The sequence below is a fragment of the Amycolatopsis plumensis genome (assembly GCF_042652605.1).
Classification (GTDB): domain Bacteria; phylum Actinomycetota; class Actinomycetes; order Mycobacteriales; family Pseudonocardiaceae; genus Amycolatopsis; species Amycolatopsis plumensis.
The window spans coordinates 1,174,818-1,198,910 of record NZ_JBHSJY010000001.1 but is presented as its reverse complement, the minus strand read 5'-3'; the positions used below and the strand labels follow the sequence as shown (position 1 = coordinate 1,198,910).

Genomic DNA, 24,093 nt, shown 5'->3' with positions numbered 1-24,093 from the left:
CGTCAGAGGGTGGCGAGCACCTCGCGCAGCGCGCTGATGACCTTGTCCTGGAGGTCTTCGCTGAGGCCGGCGTACATCGGCAGCGAGAAGATCTGGTCGGCGAGCTCTTCGGTCACCGGCAGCGAACCCTTCTCGTAACCGAGGTGGGCGAAGCCGGTCATCGTGTGGGCGGGCCAGCGGTAGCTCACGCTGATGTTGATGTCGTAGGTGCTCATGCGCTCGATGATCTGCTCGCGCTGCGGGTGCCGGGCGACGTAGAGGTAGTAGACGTGGTCGTTGCCCGGCGTGATCCGCGGCAGCACGAGATCGGTGTCGCCGAGCCCTTCGGCGTAGCGCTGCGCGACCCGGCGCCGGGCGGCGAGGTAGCCGTCGAACCGCTTCAGCTTGCGGCGCAGGATCTCCGCGTGCACCTCGTCGAGCCGGCTGTTGTGGCCGGGCGTCTGGACGACGTAGTACTGCTTCTCCATGCCGTAGTACCGCAGCCGGCGCAGGTTCGCGGCGGTCTCGGCGTTCGCCGTGACGACCGCGCCGCCGTCGCCGTAGGCACCGAGCACCTTGGTGGGGTAGAAGGAGAACGCCGCGGCATCGCCGGTCGTACCCGCGAGCACGCCGTTCTGCCTGGCGCCGTGGGACTGGGCGCAGTCCTCGAGGAGCACGAGGCCGTGCTTCGCCGCCAGCGCCTTCAGCGGCGCGAGGTCGACGCACTGGCCGTAGAGGTGCACGGGCAGCAGGCACTTGGTGCGTTCGGTGATCGCGGCCTCGACGAGGTCGGTGTTCATCAGGTAGTCATCGGGGTTGATGTCCACGAACACCGGGGTCGCGCCGACTTGGTCGATGGCGATGATGGTCGGAGCCGCCGTGTTCGAGACGGTGATGACCTCATCGCCGCGGCCGACGCCGAGCGCGCGGAGCGCGAGCACGATGGCGTTCGTGCCGTTGTCACAGCTGACACAGTGGTCGATGCCGTGGTAGGCGGCGTACTCGGCTTCGAAGCCCTTGACGCTCTGGCCCATGACGAGCTGGCCGGACCGGAAGACCGTGTCGACGGCGTCGAGGATGTCGTCCCGCTCGTTCTCGTACTCCTGCTTGTAGTCCCAGGTGAGAATGGGCATCCGGGGGTACCTCCTGCGAAAGTGGGGGGACGACGCCGCGCGACGTCGCGCGAGCGGGGGCAGCGGGCCAAGGCAATCGGCTGCGCGTGCGGGCGGCAAGCCCGCGCTGCCGAGTACTAAGGGAATTCCTGGTCCGGGCCAGGCGGCGCCGGAGGGAACGGCGCTGAGAAAACTGCTAGGAATCCGCGGCGCCGCTAGGGCGGGGTGCCCGCTCGGTATACCCATGGAGCCTGCTGATCCCAGAGTTCATGAGGTGGTCCGACCATGGTGCAATCCACGACCGACCGACGGCGGTTCCGGGGCCTGTTCCTCGTGCTGGCCCTGGTCGCCGGGCTGGTGGTGCCGGCGGCGCAGCCGGCCGTGGCGGCCGACGGGGTTCCGTCGCTGGCCCGGGTCGTCCCGGCGCCGGTGAGCGTGCAGCCGGCGAACGGGGTGACCTTCGAGCTGCGGCCGTGGTCGGTGCTCTCCTACGACCCGCGGCTGCCGCGGGCCCGGCAGGTCGCCGACGGCTTCGCGGCCCAGCTGCGGCCGGCCACCGGCTTCCCGCTGCCGGTGGTCCCGGCGGTGCCGGGGCTGACGCCGCCGGGGATCGCCCTGCAGCTCGGCGGAGGCGAACAGCTCGGCGGGGAGGGCTACCGCCTCGACATCGGCGCGGACTCGGTCCGGATCAAGGCGAACCGGGCCGAGGGGCTGTACCACGGCGTGCAGACCGTGCGCCAGCTGCTGCCGGCGAAGGCCGAGCGGACCTCGGTGCAGCCGGGGCCGTGGCCGCTGCCGGGCGGGTCGGTCACGGACTACCCGCGCTACGCCTACCGCAGCGCGATGCTGGACGTCGCCCGGCACTTCTGGACGGTGCCCGAGGTGAAGAAGTACATCGACGACATCGCCCGCTACAAGATCAACTACCTGCACCTGCACCTGACCGACGACCAGGGCTGGCGGCTCGCCATCAACGGCTGGCCGCGGCTGACCTCGGTGGGCGGGGCGACCGGTGTCGGCGGCGAGCGGGGCGGCTACTTCACCCAGGACGACTACCGGGCGATCGTCGCGTACGCCGACGCGCACTTCATGACCGTGATCCCGGAGATCGAAGGGCCCTCGCACGCGAACGCCGCGCGCTCGTCGTACGCGGAGCTGAACTGCGACGGTGTCGCGCCGCCGGTCTTCACCGACATCTACGGCAGCCCGTACAGCACCCTGTGCCTGAGCAAGGAGATCACCTACCGGTTCCTCGACGACGTGATCCGCCAGGTCGCCGCGCTGACCCCCGGCCCGTACCTGAACATCGGCGGCGACGAGGCGAAGGACGTCCCGAAGGACCAGTACCGCGCCTACGTGCAGCGGGTGCAGGCGATCGTGGCGAAGTACGGCAAGAAGCTCATCGGCTGGCAGGAGCTGACCGGCTCGGCCGACCCGGCGCGGACCACGGCGCAGATCTGGTTCCCCGAGGAAGCCGACTCGCCGGCCATCGCCGACGCGAGCAGGCACGGGACGAAGCTGATCATGTCCCCGGCGGAGCACGCCTACCTCGACATGAAGTACGACGAGGACAACCCCGGGTACCCGGTCGGGCAGTTTTGGGCCGGTTTCATCGAGGTGCGGGACGCCTACGAATGGGACCCGGAGACGGTCATCCCCGGGATCGACGTGAAGTCCGTCATCGGCGTCTCGGCCCCGCTGTTCACCGAGCTGGTCTTCGAACGTCCGGACGTCGACGTCCTCGCCTTCCCCCGGCTGCCCGCGATCGCCGAGCTCGGCTGGTCCCCGGCGGCGGCCCACGACTGGAACTCCTTCCGCGACCGGCTGGCCGCGCAGGGGCCGCACTGGGACCTGACCGGTGTCGGCTACTACCGCTCGCCGCAGATCGACTGGCCCCCGCGGGAAACCCGGTAGCGAACGGAGCTCTCATGCCCGAGAACAAGCACATCGCCTTCTTCAACTACCCGGCGCACGGGCACCTCAACCCGGCGCTGCCGGTGGTCGCCGAGCTCGTCCGCCGCGGCCACCGCGTCACCTACGCCGCTCCTCGGCGGTACGCCGGCGCGGTGGCCGACGCCGGCGCGGCCGTGCTGACGTACGCGTCGACGACCCCCGAAAACTGGGAAGACGTCGCGATTCCCGAGAAGCCGACCGGCGACGACGCGGCCAACGCCATGCTCGCGCAGGTGCTGGAGGGCTTCGCGCCGCTGCCGGCGGCCGAAGAGCGGCTCGCGGACGACGTGCCGGACCTCATCGTGTTCGACCAGTACGCCCACCACACGGGCCGGCTCCTGGCGCGGAAGTGGTCGCTGCCGAGCGTGCAGACCTGCACCACGTTCGCCGCCAACGCCGAGTACTCGCCGTACGCGCGGCTGGCGGAGCTGAGCGACGTCCAGCTCGACTTCACGCACCCGTCCTTCGCCGAGCTCGGCAAGGTCTTCCGCGCCACTTTGGACGAACACGGGTTCGCGGACCTCTCGGTCGAGGAGTTCAGCGCGGGCGGGGAGGACCTCTCCGTCGTGTTCCTGCCGAAGTCGTTCCAGCTCGGCGCCGAAACCTTCGGCGACGGCTTCGTGTTCACCGGCCCGTCGCTCGGCAACGGACGGCGTGCCGGTGACGGCGACTGGACCCCGCCCGCCGGTGACCGGCCGCTGCTGCTGATCACGATGGGCAGCCACGGCTACGAGAACCGGGCGGAGTTCTACCGCCAGTGCGTCCGCGCGTTCGGCGACGTGGACTGGGCCGTCGTGATGGCGGTCGGGACCCAGGTCAAGCCGGCCGAACTGGGGCCGCTGCCGTCGAACTTCGACGTCGTGCCGTGGGTTCCGCAGCTGGAAGTGCTGCGGCGGGCCGACGCGCTGCTGGCGCACGCCGGGATGGGCAGCACCATGGAGGCGCTGTACTTCGGGGTGCCGCCGGTGGTCGTGCCCCGGCTCGGGGAGCAGCAGCTGATCGGCGAGCGGCTGGTCGAGCTCGGGCTCGGGCGCATGGTGATGCCCTCGGACGCCGACGCGGAAACCCTGCGCGCGGCGGTGCTCGGGCTCGCCGGCGACAGCGCGGCGAAGGAGCGGGTCGCGAAGGTGCGTGACGAGATCCACGCCGCGGGCGGAACGTCGGCCGCGGCCGACGCCATCGAAGCGGTGGCGAAGTCGCGATGAGCCGCCGTCACTTCGCGTTCCTGCCCTACCCGGCGTTCGGGCACACGACCCCGGTGCTGCCCGTGCTCGCCGAGCTGACCGCGCGGGGGCACCGCGTCACCTGTTTCACGACGCCGACGTTCGCCGAACGCGTGGCGGCCACGGGGGCCCGTGCCGTCGACTACTCCGCGGAACTGGGGACGGGACCGCCCTCGGAGTACCACACCGCGGACGAAGCCGCCTGGCTGCCGGCGAACCTGCTGTCGATGACCATGGCCGTCGCGCCGGGCGTCGACGCCGTCTTCGCCGCCGATCCGCCCGACTTGCTCGCCTACGACACGACGTTGTGGGCTCCCGGGCGGTTCACCGCGTGGCGGACCGGGCTGCCGTCCGTGCAGCTGATCCCGACCTTCGCCTCGAACGAAAGCTTCTCGCTCAACGACGACGGCGCGCGGATCCTCGGCGAGGGCGGGAGCGACATCGGCCCGCTCGACCCCGCGCACCCCGGGCTGGTCGAGTTCGACCGGCTGATCGCCGGGTACGCGGCGGACTACGGCGTCGACGACGCGTCGCTGGTCCGGCTGTACCAGGGCGACCGCGAGTTCAACCTGGTCTTCGTCCCGAAGCAGTTCCAGCCGGCCGCCGAAACCTTCGACGACAGCTACGCCTTCGTCGGTCCGCCGACCGGCCCGGCCGTGGACCACGACTGGCGCCCGCCGGAGGGCAAGCGGGTCGTGCTCGTGACGCTGGGGACGACGGTGAACGACCGGCCCGGGTTCTTCCGCGACTGCCTGCGTGCCTTCGCCGGCCTGCCGTGGCACGTCGTGATGACCCTCGGCGGCAGGCTGCGGATCGAGGACGTCGGCACGCCGCCGCCGAACGTCGAGGTGCACCAGTGGATCCCGCACGCGGCGGTGCTGCCGCACGCGGACCTCGTGGTGTGCCAGGCGGGCATGGGCAGCGTGCTGGAGTCCCTGTACTTCGGGGTGCCGCTGGTCGTCGTCCCGCACCACACCGAACAGCACCTCAACACGCGCCGGCTGCTCGAGCTCGGGCTCGCCACGCGGCTGGACCACGGGTCGGTGACGCCGGAGCGGCTGCGCGCGGCCGTGCTCGACGCCGCGGCGGACGACGGGATGCGCGCGCGGGTCGCCGTCATGCGCGAACACGTGCGTGGCGCGGGCGGCGCGCGGAAGGCGGCCGACGTGCTGGAGCAGCGCCTCACCTCCCCGCGACCGGCGGCCGAGCTCCACCCGGTCGCACCGTGACGGCCGGGACGACGACAGGAGAGACGGAGATGTCCGACAGCGCGGCCGGGAACCCGCGACTGCCCGTCGAACGGCGCTGCCCGTTCGACCCGGCCGAGGGCTACGCGGCGCTGACGAAGGCCGGGCCGATCGCGAAGATCGCCATGCCGGTGAGCGTGGACGGCCGCGACGGCTGGGTGGCGACCGGGCTCGACGAAGTGCGGCGCATCCTCGCCGACGACCGGTTCAGCCACCGCAAGGACCTCATCTCGCTGTCCATCCCCTCGCCGATCCCGACCGGCGACGACAGCAAGCAGGTCGTCTACCGCGCACCGGCCCCGGAACCGGGTGCGTTCATCTCGATGGACCCCCCGGAGCACCTGCGGTACCGCCGGCTGCTCGCCGGGTACTTCACGGTGCGGCGGGTCCGTGAGCTGACGCCGATGGTCGAGCAGGTCGCGCAGGAGTGCCTCGACGCGCTCGCCGACGCGGGCCCGGGGGCGGACCTGGTGGCGTCGTTCGCCGAACCGTTCCCGATCCGGGTGATGTGCGAGCTGATGGGCATCCCGCCGCGGCACCGGGCGCCGCTGGCCGAGCACCTCGCCGTCGTCTCCCGGATGTCCTACACGATCGAAGAACTGACCGAGGCGGTCGTCGAGCTCGGCAGGCTGCTCACGGAGATCGTGCAGGAGAAGCGGGAGAAGGCGACGCCGGACCTGCTCGGCGAGCTGGCCGCGGCCGGGGAGCTCACCGACGGCGAGCTGATCAACATCGCCTGGGCGCTGCTTGGCGGGGGCTTCGACACCAGCGGGAACATGCTGGCGCTCGGGGTTTTCGCCCTGCTGGAGCACCCGGACCAGCTCGCCCGCCTGCGTGCGGAACCCGAGCTGCTGGACAATGCGGTCGAGGAGCTGCTGCGCTACCTGACGGTCTCGCACCTCGGGGCGAGCCGGGCGGCGCTCTCGGACGTGACGATCGGCGGCGAGACGATCGAGCAGGGCCAGACCGTGGTCGTGGCGCTGCCGGTGGCGAACCGGGACCCGGCGCGGTTCCCCGATCCCGACGTCCTGGACCTCGGCCGCAACACCCAGGGGCACGTGGCGTTCGGGCACGGGGTGCACCAGTGCCTCGGGCAGCACCTGGCCCGGCTGACCCTGCGCGTCGGCTACCGCGCGCTGTTCGAGCGGTTCGGCTCGCTGCGGCTGGCCGTTCCCGCGGACGAGGTGCCGACCAAGGAGGACATGCTGCACTACGGCGTCCACCGGCTCCCCGTGACCTGGGACGAGACCCCCGGTTGACCCCCGCGCGCACCCACCGGGCCCGTCAGTCCACTGTGGATTGACGGGCCCGGCTGCGGACGGGCGGGAGTTAGTGGTCCACCTAGATCTTCCCCGCCGACCTCGTCCGCCCGGCGGCGACCCGGCACTGTGAAGACATCGGTCGGCTCGCCGGCACCGCCCGGCCGACTTCTCGAGGAGCTGACATCGCCATGGACACCGAGCAGAAACTTCGCGACTACCTCAAGCGCGTCACGGCCGACCTGCGCGAGACCCGGCAGCGGCTGCGCGCGGCCGAGGCCCGGGACAGCGAGCCGATCGCGATCATCTCGATGAGCTGCCGGCTCCCCGGCGGGGTGCGTACCCCGGAGGACGCGTGGCGCCTGCTCGTCGACGAGCGTGACGTGATCGGCGAGTTCCCGGCCGACCGCGGCTGGGACGCCGACGCGCTCTACGACCCGGACCCGGACCGCGCCGGGCACACCTACACCCGCTCGGGCGGCTTCCTCGAGGACGCGGGCACGTTCGACGCCGGGTTCTTCGGCATCTCGCCGCGCGAGGCGACGGCCATGGACCCGCAGCAGCGGCTGCTGCTCGAGCTCGCCTGGGAGGCGTTCGAGCGCGGCGGGATCGACCCGTCCTCGTTGCGCGGCAGCCGGTCCGGCGTCTTCGTCGGCGCCAGCAACCAGGGCTACGGTTCCGGTCCGATCGCCGCCGCCGAGGGCATCGAGGGGCACCTGCTCACCGGCAGCTGCACCGCGGTGCTGTCCGGGCGGCTCGCCTACAGCTTCGGGCTCGAGGGCCCCGCGGTCACCGTCGACACGATGTGTTCCTCGGCGCTCGTCGCCCTGCACCTCGCGGTGCGTGCGCTGCGCGCGGGCGAGTGCTCGATGGCGGTCTCCGCCGGGGCGACGGTGATGGCCACGCCACAGTCCTTTGTGGAGTTCAGCAGGCAGCGCGGGCTCTCCGCCGACGGCCGGTGCCGGGCCTTCGCGGCCGGCGCCGACGGCACCGGCTGGAGCGAGGCCGTCGGCGTGCTCGTCCTCGAGCGGTTGTCCGACGCCCGGAAGAACGGCCACCCGGTGCTCGCCGTCGTGCGCGGCAGCGCGGTGAACTCCGATGGGGCGTCGAACGGGCTCACCGCGCCGAACGGACCGTCGCAGCAGCGGGTCATCCAGGACGCGCTCGCCGACGCCCGGCTGGCTCCCGCGGACGTCGACGCGGTCGAAGCGCACGGCACCGGGACCACCCTCGGCGACCCGATTGAAGCGCAGGCGCTGCTGGCCACCTACGGCGCCGGGCGCTCGGCCGGGCAACCGCTGTGGCTGGGCACGATCAAGTCCAACATCGGCCACACCCAGGCCGCCGCGGGCGTGGTCGGGGTGATCAAGATGGTGCTGGCGATGCGGTACGGCAGCCTGCCGCGCACGCTGCACGTCGACGCGCCGAGCCCGCACGTCGACTGGTCGCCGGGCACGGTCCGGTTGCTGACCGAGCGGACGCCGTGGCCGGAGGGCGACGGCCCGCGGCGTTCGGCGGTGTCGGCCTTCGGCGCGAGCGGCACCAACGCGCACGTGATCCTCGAACAGGCGCCGGAGCCGGAAGAGGCCGAGGAAGCCGCACCGGCCGCGCGGCCGGGACCGGTGACCTGGCTGCTGTCGGGCCACGACGACGACGCGCTCCGGGCCCAGGCCGCGCGGCTGCTGTCCGCGGTCGAAGCCGACGGCGCGCCGAGCCCGCTCGACATCGGGTTCTCGCTGGCGAGCACGCGGGCCGCACTGCCGAGGCGGGGCGCCGTCGTCGGCTCGGACGCCGGGGAGCTGATCGCGGGGCTGCGGGCGCTCGCCGACGGCGAGTCCGCCGCCCACCTGCGCGTCGGCACCGCGCGGGCCGAGGGCCGCGCGGTCCTGGTCTTCCCCGGCCAGGGCGCGCAGTGGGCCGGGATGGCGGTGGAGCTGCTCGACACCGAGCCCCGCTTCGCCGAGCGGATCGCCGACTGCGAGCGGGCCTTGGCGCCGTTCGTCGACTGGTCGCTGACCGCCGTGCTGCGCGGCGAAGACGGCGCGCCGGGCCTCGACCGGGTCGACGTCGTGCAGCCGGCGCTGTTCGCGATGATGGTGTCGCTCGCGGAACTGTGGCGGGCCAACGGGATTCGCCCGTCCGCGGTCGTCGGGCACTCGCAGGGCGAGATCGCCGCGGCCTGCGTGGCCGGTGCGCTGTCGCTGGAGGACGCCGCCCGTGTGGTGGCGCTGCGCAGCATCGCCATCGCCGCGGAACTGGCGGGCCGGGGCGGGATGGCCTCGGTGGCGGCTCCCGTCGAGCGGGTCCGTGAGCTGCTCGCGCCGTTCGCCGACCGGCTTTCCGTGGCGGCCGTCAACGGGCCGAGCGCGGTCGCGGTGGCCGGCGAACCCGGCGCGCTCGACGAGCTGATCGCCGCCTGCCGGGCCGAAGGCGTGCGCGCCAAACGCATTCCCGTCGACTACGCGTCGCACTCGGCGCACGTCGAGTCGCTGCGCGAGCGCCTGCTCGCCGAGCTGGCGCCGATCGAGCCGCGCGCCGGCCGGATCCCGTTCTACTCGACCGTGACCGCCGGCTGGCTGGACACGCGCGAGCTGGACGCCGAGTACTGGTACACCAACCTGCGCGGCACCGTGCGGTTCGACGAGGCGGTGCGCGCTCTGCTCGACGAGGGCCGCGACGCGTTCGTCGAGGTGAGCCCGCACCCGGTGCTCACGACGGGCATCCAGGAGACCATCGAGGAGCGCGGCGCCGACGCGATCGCCGTCGGGTCGCTGCGCCGCGACGACGGCGGACTCGGCCGGTTCCTGCTCTCGGTGGCCGAAACCCAGGTCGGCGTCCTCGAACCGGACCGGCTCGCGCCGTTCGCGGATTCGGGTGCCCGCACGGTGAAGCTGCCGACGTACGCCTTCGGCGGCGAGCGCTACTGGCTGGAGAGCGCCGCGGCGACCGGTGACGTGTCCGGTGCCGGCCTCCGCTCGCCGGAGCACCCGCTGCTGGGCGCGGTGATGACGCTCGCCGAGTCCGACCAGGTCGTGCTGACCGGACGGCTGTCCCCGCGCACGCACCCGTGGCTGCTCGACCACCGGGTCGGCGGCACGGTGCTGCTGCCCGGCACGGCGTTCCTCGAACTGGCGGTCCGCGCCGGTGACCAGGTCGCCTGCGGCGTGGTCCGGGAGCTCACTCTGGAAGCGGCCCTGCCGGTGCCGGAGAACGGCGCGGTGGTGCTCCAGCTCGCCCTCGGCCCGGCCGACGGCGACGGTGCGCGCTCGCTCGTCATCCACTCGCGGCCCGAGGACGCCGACGACGGCGTGCCGTGGACGCGGCACGCGACCGGCGTGCTCGAACCGGACGCGGGGGTGCCGGGTTCCGCGGCGGGGTCCTGGCCGCCGGAGGGCGCCGTGGCGCTCGATCTCGGCGAGCCGTACGAGACGCTCGGCGAGCGTGGCTACGGCTACGGCCCGGTGTTCCGCGGCCTGCGCACGGCGTGGCGGCTCGGCGACGAGGTGCTCGCCGAGGTCGAACTGCCCGAGCAGGCCCGCCAGGACGCGGCCGCGTTCGGCCTGCACCCGGCGCTGCTCGACGCGGCGCTGCACGCCATCGGCTTCACGGGCGCCTTCGACGACTCCGGCTCGCCGCTGCTGCCGTTCTCCTGGAACGGCGTCCGGCTGCACGCGAGCGGGGCCACCGCGCTGCGGGTCCGGCTGACGCCGTCCGGCGCCGGGTCGGTGTCGATCGCGCTGGCCGACCCGCTCGGCGAACCGGTGGCGAGCGTCGAATCGCTCGCGCTGCGGCCGTTCGCCGCACCGGAGGGCGCCACGGACCGCGGCCACGACTCGCTGTACTTCGTCGACTGGGTCCCGGCCGGCGAGCCGGGGCACGAGACGCCACGCTGCGCGGTGCTCGGCGACGACCCCGCGGGCATCGTTCCGGCGAGCCTGCCCGCCGACGTGTACCCCGACCTCGACGCCTTCGACGGCGAGGTTCCCGAGCTGGTGTTCCTGCCGCACTCCGGAACCACCGACGGCCCGGGAGACCTGGCCGAGGCCACGCGGGCGGCGACGCGGCGGGTGCTCGCGGTCGTCCAGCGCTGGCTCGCGGACGAGCGGTTCGCGGGCGCGCGGCTCGTGGTCGTCACCCGCGGCGCGGTCGGCACGCCGGACGGGCCGGTGACCGACCTCGCCGCCGCGGCGGCCTGGGGCCTGCTCCGGTCCGCCGCCTCCGAACACCCCGGCCGGGTCGTGCTGCTCGACCTCGGCGCCGCAGCGACGTCCGGCGCGCTGCCCGACGGGCTGTTCGGCGCGCTGCGTTCGGGCGAGCCGCAGCTGGCCGTCACCGGCGGCCAGGTGTGCGCGGCGCGGCTGGCGAAGCTGCCGGCGCAGCACCCGGCGCTGGTGCCGCCGGAGCACGGCGCGTGGCGGCTCGGCACCGCGAAGAAGGGCGCGCTCGACGGCCTCGCGCTGCTGACGGCGACGGACGCCCCGCTCGGCCACGACGAGGTCCGCGTCGAGGTCCGGGCCGCGGGCCTGAACTTCCGCGACGTCCTCATCGCCCTCGGGATGTACCCCGGCGACGACGCCGTGATGGGCAGTGAGGCGGCCGGCGTGGTGACCGAGGTCGGCGCCGGTCACCCGGTCACCGGGCTCGCGCCCGGCGACCGGGTGACCGGCATCTTCCGCGGGAACTCCATCGCGACCGTCGCGGTCACCGACCACCGGCTGCTCGTGCCGGTGCCGGACGGCTGGACGTTCGAGCGGGCGGCCGGCGTGCCCGTGGTGTTCCTGACCGCCTACTACGGCCTCGTCGACCTCGGCCGGATCGCGGCGGGGCAGCGCGTCCTCGTGCACGCCGCGGCCGGCGGCGTCGGCATGGCCGCCGTCCAGCTCGCCCGCCACTTCGGTGCGGACGTCTTCGGCACGGCGAGCGAGGCCAAGTGGCCCGCGCTGCGCGAGCTGGGCCTCGACGACACGCGTCTCGCGTCGTCGCGGGACCTGCGCTTCGCCGAGCGGTTCGCCGGCGAGGGCGGCTTCGACCTCGTGCTGAACTCCCTGGCCGGCGAGTTCGTCGACGCCTCGCTGGGCCTCCTGCGCGACGGCGGCCGGTTCGTGGAGATGGGCAAGACCGACATCCGTGACGCCGAGGGGATCGCCGCCGCCACCGGCGTCTGGTACCGGGCGTTCGACGCGGTGGAGGCGGCGCCGGAGCGCGTCCGGGAGATCCTGACCGAGGTGCTGCGGCTGTCCGCCGAAGGCGCGCTGCAGCCGCTGCCGTCGCGCCCGTGGGACGTGCGGCGCGCGCCCGAGGCCTACCGGTTCGTCAGCCAGGCCCGCCACGTCGGGAAGGTCGTGCTGACCGTTCCCCGGTCCCGCCCGGCGGACGGCACCGTGCTGCTCACCGGCGGCACGGGCACCCTCGGCGCGGAGGTCGCCCGCCACCTGGCCGCCACCGGCACGCGGCGGCTGCTGCTGCTCGGTCGGCGCGGTGAGGACGCACCGGGTGCGGCCGAGCTGCGCGCCGAGCTCACCGGCCTCGGTGCCGAAGTCGACATCGCCGCCTGCGACGCGGCGAACCGCGAGGAGCTGGCGAGCGTGCTCGCGCGGATCCCGGCGGCGCACCCGCTGACCGCGGTGGTGCACCTCGCCGGTGTCCTCGACGACGGCGTCGTCGAGTCGCTGACGCCGGAACGGCTGGACGCGGTGCTGCGGCCCAAGGTGGACGCCGCGTGGCACCTGCACGAGCTGACCCGGGACCTCGACCTCGCGGAGTTCGTGCTGTTCTCCGCGGGCGCCGGCATCTTCGGTGACGCGGGCCAGGGCAACTACGCGGCCGCCAACAGCTTCCTCGACGCGCTCGCGCAGCACCGCCGGGCGAGCGGCCTGCCCGCCGTCGCGCTGGCGTGGGGTTTCTGGGAGCAGCGCAGCGGGATGACCGCGCACCTCACCGACGCCGACGTGGCGCGGCTGCGCCGCATCGGTATGGCGCCACTGTCCACAACGGAGGGGCTGGCGCTGTTCGACCGCGCGCGGCTGCTCGACGAGGCGGTCCAGGTGCCGATCCGCCTGGACCGGGCGGCGCTGCGGGAGCAGGCGCGGGCCGGCTCGCTGCCGTGGCTGCTGCGCGGCCTGGTCCGGACGACGGCCCGGCGGGCCGCGGCCGGGAGCTCGGCCGGCGAGCCGGCGTTGCACCGCCGCCTCGCCCGGCTCGGCGAGGCGGACCGGATCCGGACGCTGGTGGAGCTCGTTCAAGCCGAGGCCTCCGCCGTGCTCGGGCACCGGGCGGGCACGCTGATCGAGGCGGAGCGCCCGTTCCGCGACCTCGGCTTCGACTCGCTGACCGCGGTCGAGCTGCGCAACCGGCTGACCGCGGCGACCGGCCTCAAGCTGACCGCCACGCTCGTCTTCGACTACCCCACCCCGGCGGTGCTCGCCGGCCACCTGCTCGCGGAGCTGCTCGGCGAGGAGCCCGCGCCCGCCGAAGCCGCGGCCCCCGCCCGGGTCGCCGACGAGCCCATCGCGATCGTCGGGATGGCCTGCCACCTGCCCGGCGGCGTCCGCAGCCCGGAGGACTTCTGGCAGCTGCTGCTCGACGGCGGCGACGTGATCTCCGGCTTCCCGGCCGACCGCGGCTGGGACCTCGACCGGCTCTTCGCCGCCGACGACACGGCGGCGGGCACGACCTACGCGCGGGACGGCGGGTTCCTGCGTGACGCGGCCGAATTCGATCCGGCCTTCTTCGGCATCTCGCCGCGCGAAGCCGCGGTGATGGATCCGCAGCAGCGGCTGCTGCTCGAGGGCGCGTGGGAGACGCTGGAGCGGTCGCGGATCGACCCGGCCTCCCTGCGCGGCTCGGCCACCGGCGTCTTCATCGGCGCGTCCCACCAGGGTTTCGGCGCCACTTCCGACGGCGTGGCCGCCGAGGCACAGGGCCACCTCGTCACCGGTTCGTCGACGAGCGTGGTGTCCGGCCGGATCGCCTACGCGCTGGGCCTGGAAGGTCCCGCGCTCACCGTCGACACGGCGTGCTCGTCGTCGCTCGTGGCGCTGCACCTCGCGATCCGCGCGTTGCGCGGCGGCGAGTGCACGCTCGCGCTGGCCGGGGGCGCGGCGGTGATGGCCGACCCGATCGGCTTCGTCGGCTTCAGCCGCCAGCGCGGGCTCGCCGCCGACGGCCGGTGCAAGGCGTTCTCCGCGCAGGCCGACGGCATGGGGCTGGCCGAGGGCGCCGGGATGGTGCTCGTCGAGCGGCTGTCGGACGCCCGCCGCCACGGGCACCCGGTGCTGGCCGTGGTCCGGGGCTCGGCGGTGAACCAGGACGGCGCCTCGAACGGCCTCACGGCGCCCAACGGTCCTTCGCAGCAGCGGGTGATCCGGGCGGCGCTGGCCGACGCGGGCCTCGGACCGTCCGATGTGGACGCCGTCGAGGCGCACGGGACCGGGACGCCGCTGGGCGACCCGATCGAAGCGCAGGCGCTGCTCGCGACCTACGGGCAGGACCGGGACCGGCCGGTGTGGCTCGGGTCGGGCAAGTCCAACGTCGGCCACGGCCAGGCCGCCGCCGGGATCACCGGCGTCATCAAGATGGTGCTTTCGCTCCGCCACGAGCTGTTGCCGCGCACGCTGCACGCCGAGGAGCCCTCGCCGCACGTGGACTGGGCCGCCGGCGAGGTGCGGCTGCTGACCGAACCGCGGTCGTGGCCGTCCGGGGAGCGGCCCCGGCGGGCCGCCGTGTCGTCGTTCGGGATGAGCGGCACCAACGCGCACGTGGTGCTCGAACAGGCACCGGAGGCCGTCGAGCGCCCGGCACGCGAGCTGCCGGATGCGCCGGTGGTGCCTTGGGTGCTGTCGGCGCGGTCCGCGGCGGCGCTGTCCGAGCAGGCGGCCCGGCTGGCCGCGCACGTGAGCTCGGTGCCGGAGCGTCCGGCCGACGTCGGCTACTCGCTCGTCTCGTCGCGGTCGTCGTTCGAACACCGGGCGGTGGCGGTGGGTTCGGCGGCCGCGGACCTGGCGGCGGCCCTGACCGGCGCCGGCGCGGTCCGCGGGGTCGCGGACGTCAAGGGCCGGGTGGCTTTCGTGTTCCCCGGCCAGGGCGCCCAGTGGGTGGGCATGGCGGCGGAGCTGCTCGGCTCGTCGCCGGTGTTCGCGGCGCGGATGGCGGAGTGCGCCGCCGCGTTCGGCGAGCTGGTCGACTGGTCGCTGCCCGACGCGCTGACCGACGCCGCGCTGCTGGAGCGGGTCGACGTGGTGCAGCCGGTGTCGTTCGCGGTGATGGTGTCGCTGGCCGCGCTCTGGGAATCGCGCGGCATCCACCCGGACGCCGTGGTCGGGCACTCGCAGGGCGAGATCGCCGCCGCCTGCGTGTCCGGAGCGTTGTCGCTGGCGGACGCCGTGCGCGTCGTCGTGCTGCGGAGCAAGGCCATCGCGGAGTGCCTCTCGGGGCACGGTGGCATGGCCTCCGTCGCGCTGCCGGCCGAGGAGGCCGGGAAGCGGATCGCCGCACTCGGCGGGCGGGTCGCCGTCGCCGCGGTCAACGGCGTCTCGTCGGTGGTGCTGTCCGGAGACCCCGGCGCGCTGGCCACCGTGGTCGCGGACTGCGTGGCGGACGGGGTCCGCGCCAAGGTCATCGCGGTCGACTACGCGTCGCACTCGCCGCACGTCGAGGCCATCGAGGACCGGCTGGCGGCGGACCTCGCCCCGATCGAGCCGCGCGAGCCGCGCGTGCCGTTCCTCTCGACCGTGACCGGCGAGTGGGCCGGCGGGACCACAGTGGACGGCCGCTACTGGTACACCAACCTGCGCGAGCCCGTCCGGTTCGAAGCCGCGATCCGCGTGCTCGCCGGCGAGGGGTTCACCGCGTTCGTCGAGGTGAGCTCGCACCCCGTGCTGGCGATGGGCGTCCAGGAGACGCTCGACGAGATCGCGGACGAGCCGACGGTGGTCGTCGGCACGCTGCGGCGCGGCGAGGGCGGCGAGGCGCGGTTCCTCACCTCGCTGGCCGAGCTGCACGTGCGAGGCGTGTCGCCGGACTGGGACGCCGTCTTCGCCGCCTGCGAACCGCGGGTCGTCGACCTGCCGACGTACGCGTTCCAGCGGCAGCGGTACTGGCTCACGCCCGAGCGCGGTTCCGCCCCGGCGAAGGACGCGGTGGACGCGGCGTTCTGGGACGCGGTCGACCGCGAGGACCTCGAAGGACTGGCCGGTCAGCTGGCGCTGCCGGAGGACGAAATCGGCCCGGTGCTGCCCGCGTTGTCGTCGTGGCGGCGCCGCAGCCGGGACAAGTCCACTGTGGAGGAGTGGCGTTACCGCATCGCGTGGCAGCCCGTTCCGGCGAAGGAAGCCGCGCTCTCCGGCGAGTGGCTGCTGGTCGTCGGCGAAGAGATGGCCGGGGAGACGGTCACGGGCATCGTGGCGGCCCTCGCCGCCGCGGGCGCCGAACCGGAGATCCTCCGGCCTGACGCGGCTGACAGGGAAGGCCTGACGCGCGAGCTTTCCGGCAAGAACCCGGCGGCCGTCCTCGGGTTCCTCGACGCGCAGGCCACGCTCGCGCTGATCCAAGCATTGTCCGATGTGGACATCGCCGCGCCGCTGTGGCTGGTGACGAGCGGCGCGGTGTCGACCGGGCCGTCGGACCCGCCGCGCGCCCCCGCGCAGGCGCAGGTCTGGGGCCTCGGCCGGGTGTTCGGCCTCGAAGAGCCGAACCGGTGGGGCGGGCTCGTCGACCTGCCCGGGACGTTCGACGAGCGAGCGGCCCGCCGGCTGGTCGCCGTGCTGGCCGGCACCGGCGGCGAGGACCAGGTCGCCGTGCGGGACCACGGTGTCCTGGCCCGCCGGCTCGTCCGGGCGCCGTTGCCGGCCACCGCCCCCGTGCGGGACTGGACGCCGCGGGGCACGGTGCTCGTCACGGGCGGCACCGGGGCGATCGGCGGGCACGTCGCCCGCTGGCTGGCCGGGCGGGGCGCCGGGCACCTCGTGCTGACCTCGCGCGCGGGCGAAGCCGCCCCCGGTGCGGCCGAGCTGGCCGCCGAGCTGCGTGCGCTCGGCGCCGAGGTGACGATCGCGGCGTGCGACGTCGCGGACCGGGACCGGCTCGCCGGGCTGCTGCGTGAGCTGGCGGAGCGCGGCGAGCCGGTGCGGGCGGTGCTGCACGCGGCGGGCGTCGACGGCGTCGCCGCCCTCGCCGACACCACGCCCGAGGAGTTCGCCCGCGTCACCGCGGCCAAGGTCCGCGGGGCCGTCAACCTGAACGAACTGCTCGCGGACACCGAACTCGACGCGTTCGTCCTGTTCTCCTCCAACGCCGGGGTGTGGGGCGGTGGCGGGCAGGGCGCGTACGCCGCCGCCAACGCCTTCCTCGACGCGCTGGCCGAACGCCGCCGTGCCGACGGGCTGACCGCGACCTCGGTCGCGTGGGGCGCGTGGGCGGGCGACGGCCTCGCCGCGACCGACGTCGCGGAGCGGCACCTGAGCCGGCGCGGGGTGCGGGGGATGGCACCCGAGCTCGCCGTCCTCGCGCTGGCGCAGGCGATCGAGCACGACGAGACGTTCCTGGCCGTCGCCGACGTCGACTGGGGGCGGTTCGCCCCGAGCTTCGCGGCCGCCCGACGGCGGCCGCTGCTCGACGAGCTGCCGGAGGCCGTCCGCGCCCTGCGGGACGCCGAGCCCGCCGACGACCCGGCCGGTCCGTCGCTCACGTCGCGGCTGGCCGGGCTGCCGTCCGGGGACCGACGGCGGGCCCTGCTCGAGATCGTCCGTGCGCAGGCGGCCGCGGTGCTCGGGTTCGAGAGCGCGGACGCGGTCGACGCCGATCGGGCGTTCCGCGAGCTCGGCTTCGACTCGCTCACCGCCGTCGAGCTGCGCAACCGCCTCGCCGGCGAAACCGGGCTGCGGCTGCCGACCACGCTGGTGTTCGACTTCCCGTCCGCGACCCGGCTCGCGCAGCACCTCGCCGAGCTCGTCGCGGGTGAGCCGGCCGAGCGGGCCGCGCCGGTGGTGGCGGTCGCCTCGGACGAGCCGATGGCGATCGTCGGCATGAGCTGCCGGTTCCCCGGTGACGTCCGGTCGCCCGAAGACCTGTGGGACCTGGTGTTCCGCGGCGAGGACGCGCTGGGCGAGTTCCCGGCCGACCGGGGCTGGGACCTCGCCGGCCTCGACGACCCGAAGGCGAAGGACTACGCGCGGGTCGGGGCGTTCGTCCACGACGCCGCCGAGTTCGATCCGGCGTTCTTCGGCATCTCGCCGCGTGAAGCGACCGCCATGGACCCGCAGCACCGGCTGCTGCTGGAGACGGCGTGGGAGGCGTTCGAGCGGGCCGGGATCGACCCGCTGTCGGTGCAGAACAGCGCCACCGGCGTCTTCGTCGGGTGCGGCAGCCAGCACTACGGCGCCGGGCTGCGCGAGGTTCCCGAGGAGCTGCGCGGGCACCTGCTCACCGGCGGGTCGAGCGCGGTCGCGTCCGGCCGGATCGCCTACACGTTCGGGCTGGAAGGCCCCGCTGTCACGGTGGACACGGCGTGCTCCTCGTCGCTGGTCGCGCTGCACCTGGCCGCGCAGGCGCTGCGGCAGGGCGAATGCACGATGGCACTGGCCGGCGGGGTGAGCGTGATGGTCACCCCCGGCGCCTACGCCGAGTTCGGCCGGCAGGGCGGGCTCGCCGCGGACGGCCGGATCAAGGCGTTCGCCGACGGCGCCGACGGCACCGGCTGGGGCGAGGGGGCCGGCATGCTGCTGCTGACCCGGCTGTCCGAAGCCCGGCGCCGGGGCTACCCGGTGCTCGCCGTCGTGCGGGGTTCGGCGGTGAACTCCGACGGCGCCTCCAACGGGCTCAGCGCGCCGAACGGCCCTTCGCAGCAGCGGGTGATCCGCCAGGCGCTCGCGAACGCCGGCCTGCAGCCGTCCGAAGTGGACGCGGTGGAAGGCCACGGGACCGGAACCGCGCTCGGCGACCCGATCGAGGCGCAGGCGTTGCTGGCCACCTACGGCGAGGACCGGGACCGGCCGCTGTGGCTCGGTTCCGTCAAGTCGAACATCGGGCACACGCAGTCCGCCGCCGGTGCGGCCGGCGTGATCAAGATGGTGCAGGCCCTCCGCAACGAGGTGCTGCCGCGCACCCTGAACGTCGACGCCCCGTCGGCCCAGGTCGACTGGAGCGCCGGAGACATCGAGCTGCTGACCGAGCCGGTGCCGTGGCAGCGCAACGGGCACCCCCGCCGGGCCGGGATCTCCGCGTTCGGGGTCAGCGGGACGAACGCGCACGTGATCGTCGAGGAGGCCCCGGCGCCCGGCGAGCCCGAGGCGATAGAGCCGGAGCCCGCCGTCGGCGTGGTCCCGCTGGTGGTGTCGGGCCGCGGTGGTGCCGCCCTGCGGGCGCAGGCGGCGCGGTTGCTGTCGTTCGTGGACGGTCGTCCGGACCTGGGGGTGGCGCAGCTGGGTGCGGCGCTCGTGTCGTCGCGTGCGGTGTTCGAGGACCGTGCGGTGGTGCTGGCGGCCGACCGGGCCGGGGCCTTGACCGGTCTGGCCGCGCTGGCGAACGGCGACTCGGCTCCCGGTGTCGTGCCGGGGACGGTGTCGGGTGGTCGTTCGGCGTTCCTGTTCTCCGGTCAGGGTGCGCAGCGGCTCGGTGCCGGGCGGGAGCTGTATGAGTCGTTCCCGGTGTTCGCCGATGTGGTCGATGTGGTGTGTGCGCAGGTTGACGGCTTGCGTGAGGTGATGTTCGGCGAGGATGCCGAACTCTTGAACCAGACGATGTACACGCAGGCAGCGTTGTTCGCCGTCGAGGTCGGCTTGTTCCGGTTGGTCGAGTCGTGGGGTGTGACCCCGGACTTCCTGGTCGGGCATTCGATCGGTGAGCTGGCGGCGGCCCATGTTGCGGGTGTGTTCTCGTTGGAGGACGCGTGTGTTCTGGTGGCGGCGCGTGGCCGGTTGATGCAGGCCCTGCCGAGTGGTGGGGTGATGGTGGCCGTGCAGGCCACCGAGGCTGAAGTGACTCCTCTGCTGGTCGAGGGTGTGTCGATCGCCGCGGTGAACGGCCCCTCGTCGGTGGTGCTCTCGGGTGACGAGGACGCGGTCGAGTCGGTCGTGGAGCAGTTCGAAGGGCGGAAGACTCGTCGGTTGTCGGTGAGCCATGCGTTCCATTCGGCGCGGATGGAGCCGATGCTCGAAGAGTTCCGTCGGATCGCGGAAACCCTTACCTATCGAGCTCCTTCGATTCCAGTCGTGTCCGATGTGACCGGGACCCTGGCTGAAGACCTGACGTCGCCGGAGTATTGGGTCCGGCATGTGCGGGGAACGGTTCGTTTCCACGACGGCGTGACCTACTTGGCCGAGCAGGGTGTGACCCGGTTCCTGGAGTTGGGTCCGGATGGTGTTCTGACCGCGATGGCGGCGGAGTCCGTTGAAGGCACGTTGGTGTCGGCGTTGCGGAAGGACCGTGCGGAGGAAGAGAGCCTGCTGACCGCGATGGCGTCGTTGTACGTTGCCGGGCAGGACGTGGACTGGGCGGCGTTGTTCTCCGGTGCCGCGCGGGTCGACCTGCCCACCTACGCCTTCCAGCGCCAGCGCTACTGGATCGACGCACCGGCGGGCTCGCTCGACGCGAGCGGCCTCGGGCTGACCGCGACCCGGCACCCGCTGCTCGGCGCGGCCGTGCCGCTCGCCGAGTCCGGCGGGCTCGTGTTCACCGGCCGCCTCTCGGTGGCGACGCACCCGTGGCTCGCCGACCACGTCATGCTCGGCACCGCGCTGCTGCCCGGCACGGCCTTCCTCGAACTGGCCGTGCGCGCGGGCGACGAGGTCGGCTGCGCCCAGGTGGAGGAGCTGACGCTCGCGGCGCCGCTCGTGCTCCCCGGCGACGGGAGCGTCCGGCTCCAGGTCGTCGTCGGCGAGCCGGACGACGACGGGGCACGCAAGCTCACCGTCCACTCGCGACCGGACGACGACGCGCCGTGGACGCTGCACGCCACCGGCGTGCTCGTCCCGCGGGCCGTCACCCCGGACACGCGGCCGGTGCACTGGCCGCCGCGGGACGCCGAACCGATCGACCTCGACGGCTTCTACGACCGCGGCGAGGACTCCGGCGCCCAGTACGGCCCGAGCTTCCAGTGCCTGACGTCGGCGTGGCGGCTCGGCGACGAGGTGTACGCCGAGGTCGCGCTGCCCGAACGGGCCGCGCGCGACGCCGCCTCGTTCGGCCTGCACCCGGCGCTGCTCGACGGGGCCCTGCAGGCCCTGGTCTTCCTGCCGCTCGCCGACGGCGGAACCGGGCGGCTGCCGTTCTCGTGGTCGGCGGTCTCGCTGCACGCGGGCGGCGCGTCGAGCCTGCGGGTCCGCCTGGCGAAGGCCGGCCCCGAATCGCTCTCCCTCGCCGTGGCCGACCCGGCCGGCCGCCCGGTGGCCTCGATCGGCTCGCTCGTGCTGCGCACGGTGGAGGCGAGCGAGCTCCGGCACCGGCCGCTCGACTTGCTGTACCGGCTCGCCTGGCACCCGCCGGCCACCGAACCCGATGCCGGCGTCCGTGACTGCGTCGTCCTCGGCGACGACCAGCTCAAGCTGGCGGGCCGGGTGGGTGCCGAGGCGGAGGCGACCTCGCACCGCACCCTGGCCGACCTCGCCGCGGCGATCGACGGCGGCGCGCGCCCCGGCCTCGTGTTCGTGCCGTGCGTGCTGAACGGGCACGCCACCGGCCGCGTTCCCGCCGACGTCCGGACCGCCGTCGGCGGGGTGCTCGACCTCGTGCGCGACTGGCTCGCCGACGACCGGTTCGCCGGCGCGAAGCTCGCCTTCGTCACCAGGGGAGCGGTCGCCGCGCTGCCCGGCGAGGGCATCCGGGACCTGGCGTTCGCCCCCGCGTGGGGCCTGCTCCGCACGGCGCAGGCCGAACACCCGGACCGGTTCGTGGTCATCGACATCGACGACGAGGAAGCCTCCGTCGCCGCGTTGTTCGCCGCGATCGCCTCCGGCGAGCCCCAGGTGGCGGTGCGCGCGGGCGAGCTGTCCGTGCCCCGCCTCGAACGGGCCGGCACCGGGCTCCTCGAACCCCCGGCGGACGGCAGGCCGTGGCGGCTGGACAGCACCGGCAAGGGCACGCTGGACAACCTCCGCCCGTTGCCCGCGCCCGAGGCCGCCGCGCCCCTGCGCGCCGGTGAGGTGCGCATCTCGATGCGCGCGGCCGGCGTGAACTTCCGCGACGTCCTCAACGCGCTCGGCATGTACCCGGGCGAGGCGGGCCCGATGGGGCTCGAGGGCGCCGGCGTGATCGCGGAGGTCGGCCCGGGTGTCACCGGGTTCGTCCCCGGCGACCGCGTGCTCGGCATGTTCCACGGGGCGTACGGCCCGCTGGTGGTCGCCGACCACCGCATGGTGGTGCGGATGCCGGCCGGCTGGTCGTTCACCGACGCGGCGGCGCTGCCGATCGCGTTCATCACCGCCTACTACGCCCTCGTCGACCTCGCCGGGGTGCGGCCGGGCGAGTCGGTGCTGGTGCACTCCGCGGCGGGCGGGGTCGGCATGGCCGCGGCGCAGCTGGCCCGGCACCTCGGCGCCCGGGTCTTCGGCACCGCCAGCCCCGGGAAGTGGGGGGCGCTGCGCGAGCTCGGCCTCCCCGACGACCGCATCGCTTCCTCGCGCACGCTGGAGTTCGCCGAGAAGTTCCGGAAGACGAACCGCACCGGCGTCGACGTCGTGCTGAACTCGCTCGCGGGCGAATTCGTCGACGCCTCCTTCGACCTGCTGGCCGACGGCGGCCGGTTCGTCGAGATGGGCAAGACCGACGTCCGGGCCGACGGACGGCCCGGCCTGCGGTACCACCCGTTCGACCTCGGCGACGCGGGTCCCGACCGGATCGGCGAGATCCTCGCCCAGGCCGTCGACCTGGTCGAACGCGGCGTGCTGCGGCCCCTTCCGGTGACGTCGTGGGACATCCGCCGGGCACCGGAGGCGTTCCGGCACATGAGCCAGGCCAAGCACATCGGCAAGGTGGTGCTCACCCTGCCCGCGCCGCTCGATCCGGCGGGCACGGTGCTGGTCACCGGCGGCACCGGCGGCCTCGGCGCCCACGTGGCCCGGCACCTGGTCACCGCACACGGCGCGCGGAGGCTGCTGCTGCTCAGCAGGCGCGGTGTCGGCGCACCCGGTGCGGCGGAGCTGGCCGCCGAGCTGACCGGGCTCGGCGCCGACGTCACGATCGCCGCCTGCGACGTGGCCGACCGCGCCGAGCTGGCCGCCGTGCTGGCCCGGGTCCCCGCCGAACACCCGCTGACCGGGGTGGTGCACACCGCGGGCGTGGTCGACGACGGCGTGCTCACCGCGCTCGACGCCGACCGCCTCGAACACGTGCTGCGGCCCAAGGTCGACGCCGCGGTCAACCTGCACGAGCTGACCGCCTACGACGACCTCGCGCTGTTCGCGCTGTTCTCCTCGGCCGCCGGGATCCTCGGCAACGCCGGGCAGGGCAACTACGCCGCGGCCAACGCGTTCCTCGACGCGCTCGCGGCGCACCGCCGGGCGGCCGGCCGCACCGTCACCTCGCTCGCCTGGGGCCCGTGGTCCGGCGGCGGGATGGCCGGCGAGCTCGGTGCGGCCGACGTGCGGCGGATGGCGGCGTCGGGGGTGAAGCCGTTCGACGTCGCCGACGGCCTGCGGGCGTTCGACGACGCACGGCAGCTCGATCTCGCCCTGGTCGTGCCCATCCGGCTCGACCCGGCCCGGCTGGGCGCGACGGCACCGGCGCCGCTGCGCGGGCTCGTCCGCCCGGCCCGCGGCGCGGCGCGGCCCACCGCGTCGGGGGCCGCGAGCGGGGGTCCCGCGTTCGCCGAGCGGCTCGAGTCGCTGCCGGAGAAGGACCGCGGCCCGGCCGTGCTCGACCTGGTGCTGGCCGAAGCCGCCGCGGTGCTCGGGTACGCCCCGCACGAGGCCGTGCCCGCCGAACGCGGGTTCATGGAGATCGGGTTCGACTCGCTGACCGCCGTCGAGCTGCGCAACCGGCTCAGCGGCGCCACCGGGCTGAAGCTGCCGGCGACGACGTTGTTCGACTACCCGGCCCCGGTTTCGCTCGCGGCGCACCTGCTCGGCGAGCTGGCACCGCACCTCGGCCCGGCCGGTGCCGGGGAGCCGGCCGTGCACGCCGAGCTCGACCGGCTCGCGGAGCGGCTGTCGGCCACCGCCGGCTCGGTCGAACACGAGGAGCACGACCGGATCGGCGCCCGGCTGCGTGCCCTGCTGTCGACGTGGAACGGAACGCGGCGCACCGGCGAAGGCACTTCCGCGGCCGAGGCCCTCAGCGGCGCCTCGACCGACGAGATCTTCGATTTCATCGACAGGGAGTTCGGCTGAAT

At 74.3% G+C, this 24,093-nt stretch carries 6 protein-coding genes; 5 read left to right on the top strand and 1 reads right to left on the bottom strand.

The annotated features are described in order from the left end of the window. Nucleotides 1-2: 2 nt before the first annotated feature. Complete coding sequence (locus tag ACFPLC_RS05395; RefSeq protein WP_378188804.1) at nucleotides 3-1,112, bottom strand: DegT/DnrJ/EryC1/StrS family aminotransferase; 1,110 nt, start codon at nucleotides 1,110-1,112, stop codon at nucleotides 3-5. 264 nt (nucleotides 1,113-1,376) lie between these two features. On the opposite strand from ACFPLC_RS05395, the gene ACFPLC_RS05390 reads away from it, so the two are divergent. From ACFPLC_RS05390 to ACFPLC_RS05370, 5 genes are all read left to right on the top strand, one after another. Next, a complete protein-coding gene (locus tag ACFPLC_RS05390; protein WP_378188803.1) occupies nucleotides 1,377-3,005 on the top strand; it encodes a family 20 glycosylhydrolase in 1,629 nt (542 codons plus the stop codon). A gap of 14 nt (nucleotides 3,006-3,019) precedes the next feature. After that, the gene (locus ACFPLC_RS05385) at nucleotides 3,020-4,249 is read left to right on the top strand and encodes a macrolide family glycosyltransferase (protein ID WP_378188802.1); all 1,230 of its coding nucleotides are present in this window, start codon (nucleotides 3,020-3,022) and stop codon (nucleotides 4,247-4,249) included. Next, nucleotides 4,246-5,496: a macrolide family glycosyltransferase gene (locus tag ACFPLC_RS05380; RefSeq protein ID WP_378188801.1), complete on the top strand. Its 1,251-nt coding sequence runs from the start codon at nucleotides 4,246-4,248 to the stop codon at nucleotides 5,494-5,496. Before ACFPLC_RS05385 ends, ACFPLC_RS05380 begins: the two co-directional genes overlap by 4 nt. 29 nt (nucleotides 5,497-5,525) lie before the next feature. Continuing rightward, nucleotides 5,526-6,773, top strand: coding sequence for a cytochrome P450 (locus ACFPLC_RS05375; protein WP_378188799.1), 1,248 nt, complete (start codon nucleotides 5,526-5,528; stop codon nucleotides 6,771-6,773). Between the two features lie 191 nt (nucleotides 6,774-6,964). After that, on the top strand, nucleotides 6,965-24,091 hold the full coding sequence (locus tag ACFPLC_RS05370) for a type I polyketide synthase (protein ID WP_378235713.1): 17,127 nt from the start codon (nucleotides 6,965-6,967) through the stop codon (nucleotides 24,089-24,091). Nucleotides 24,092-24,093 lie beyond the last annotated feature (2 nt).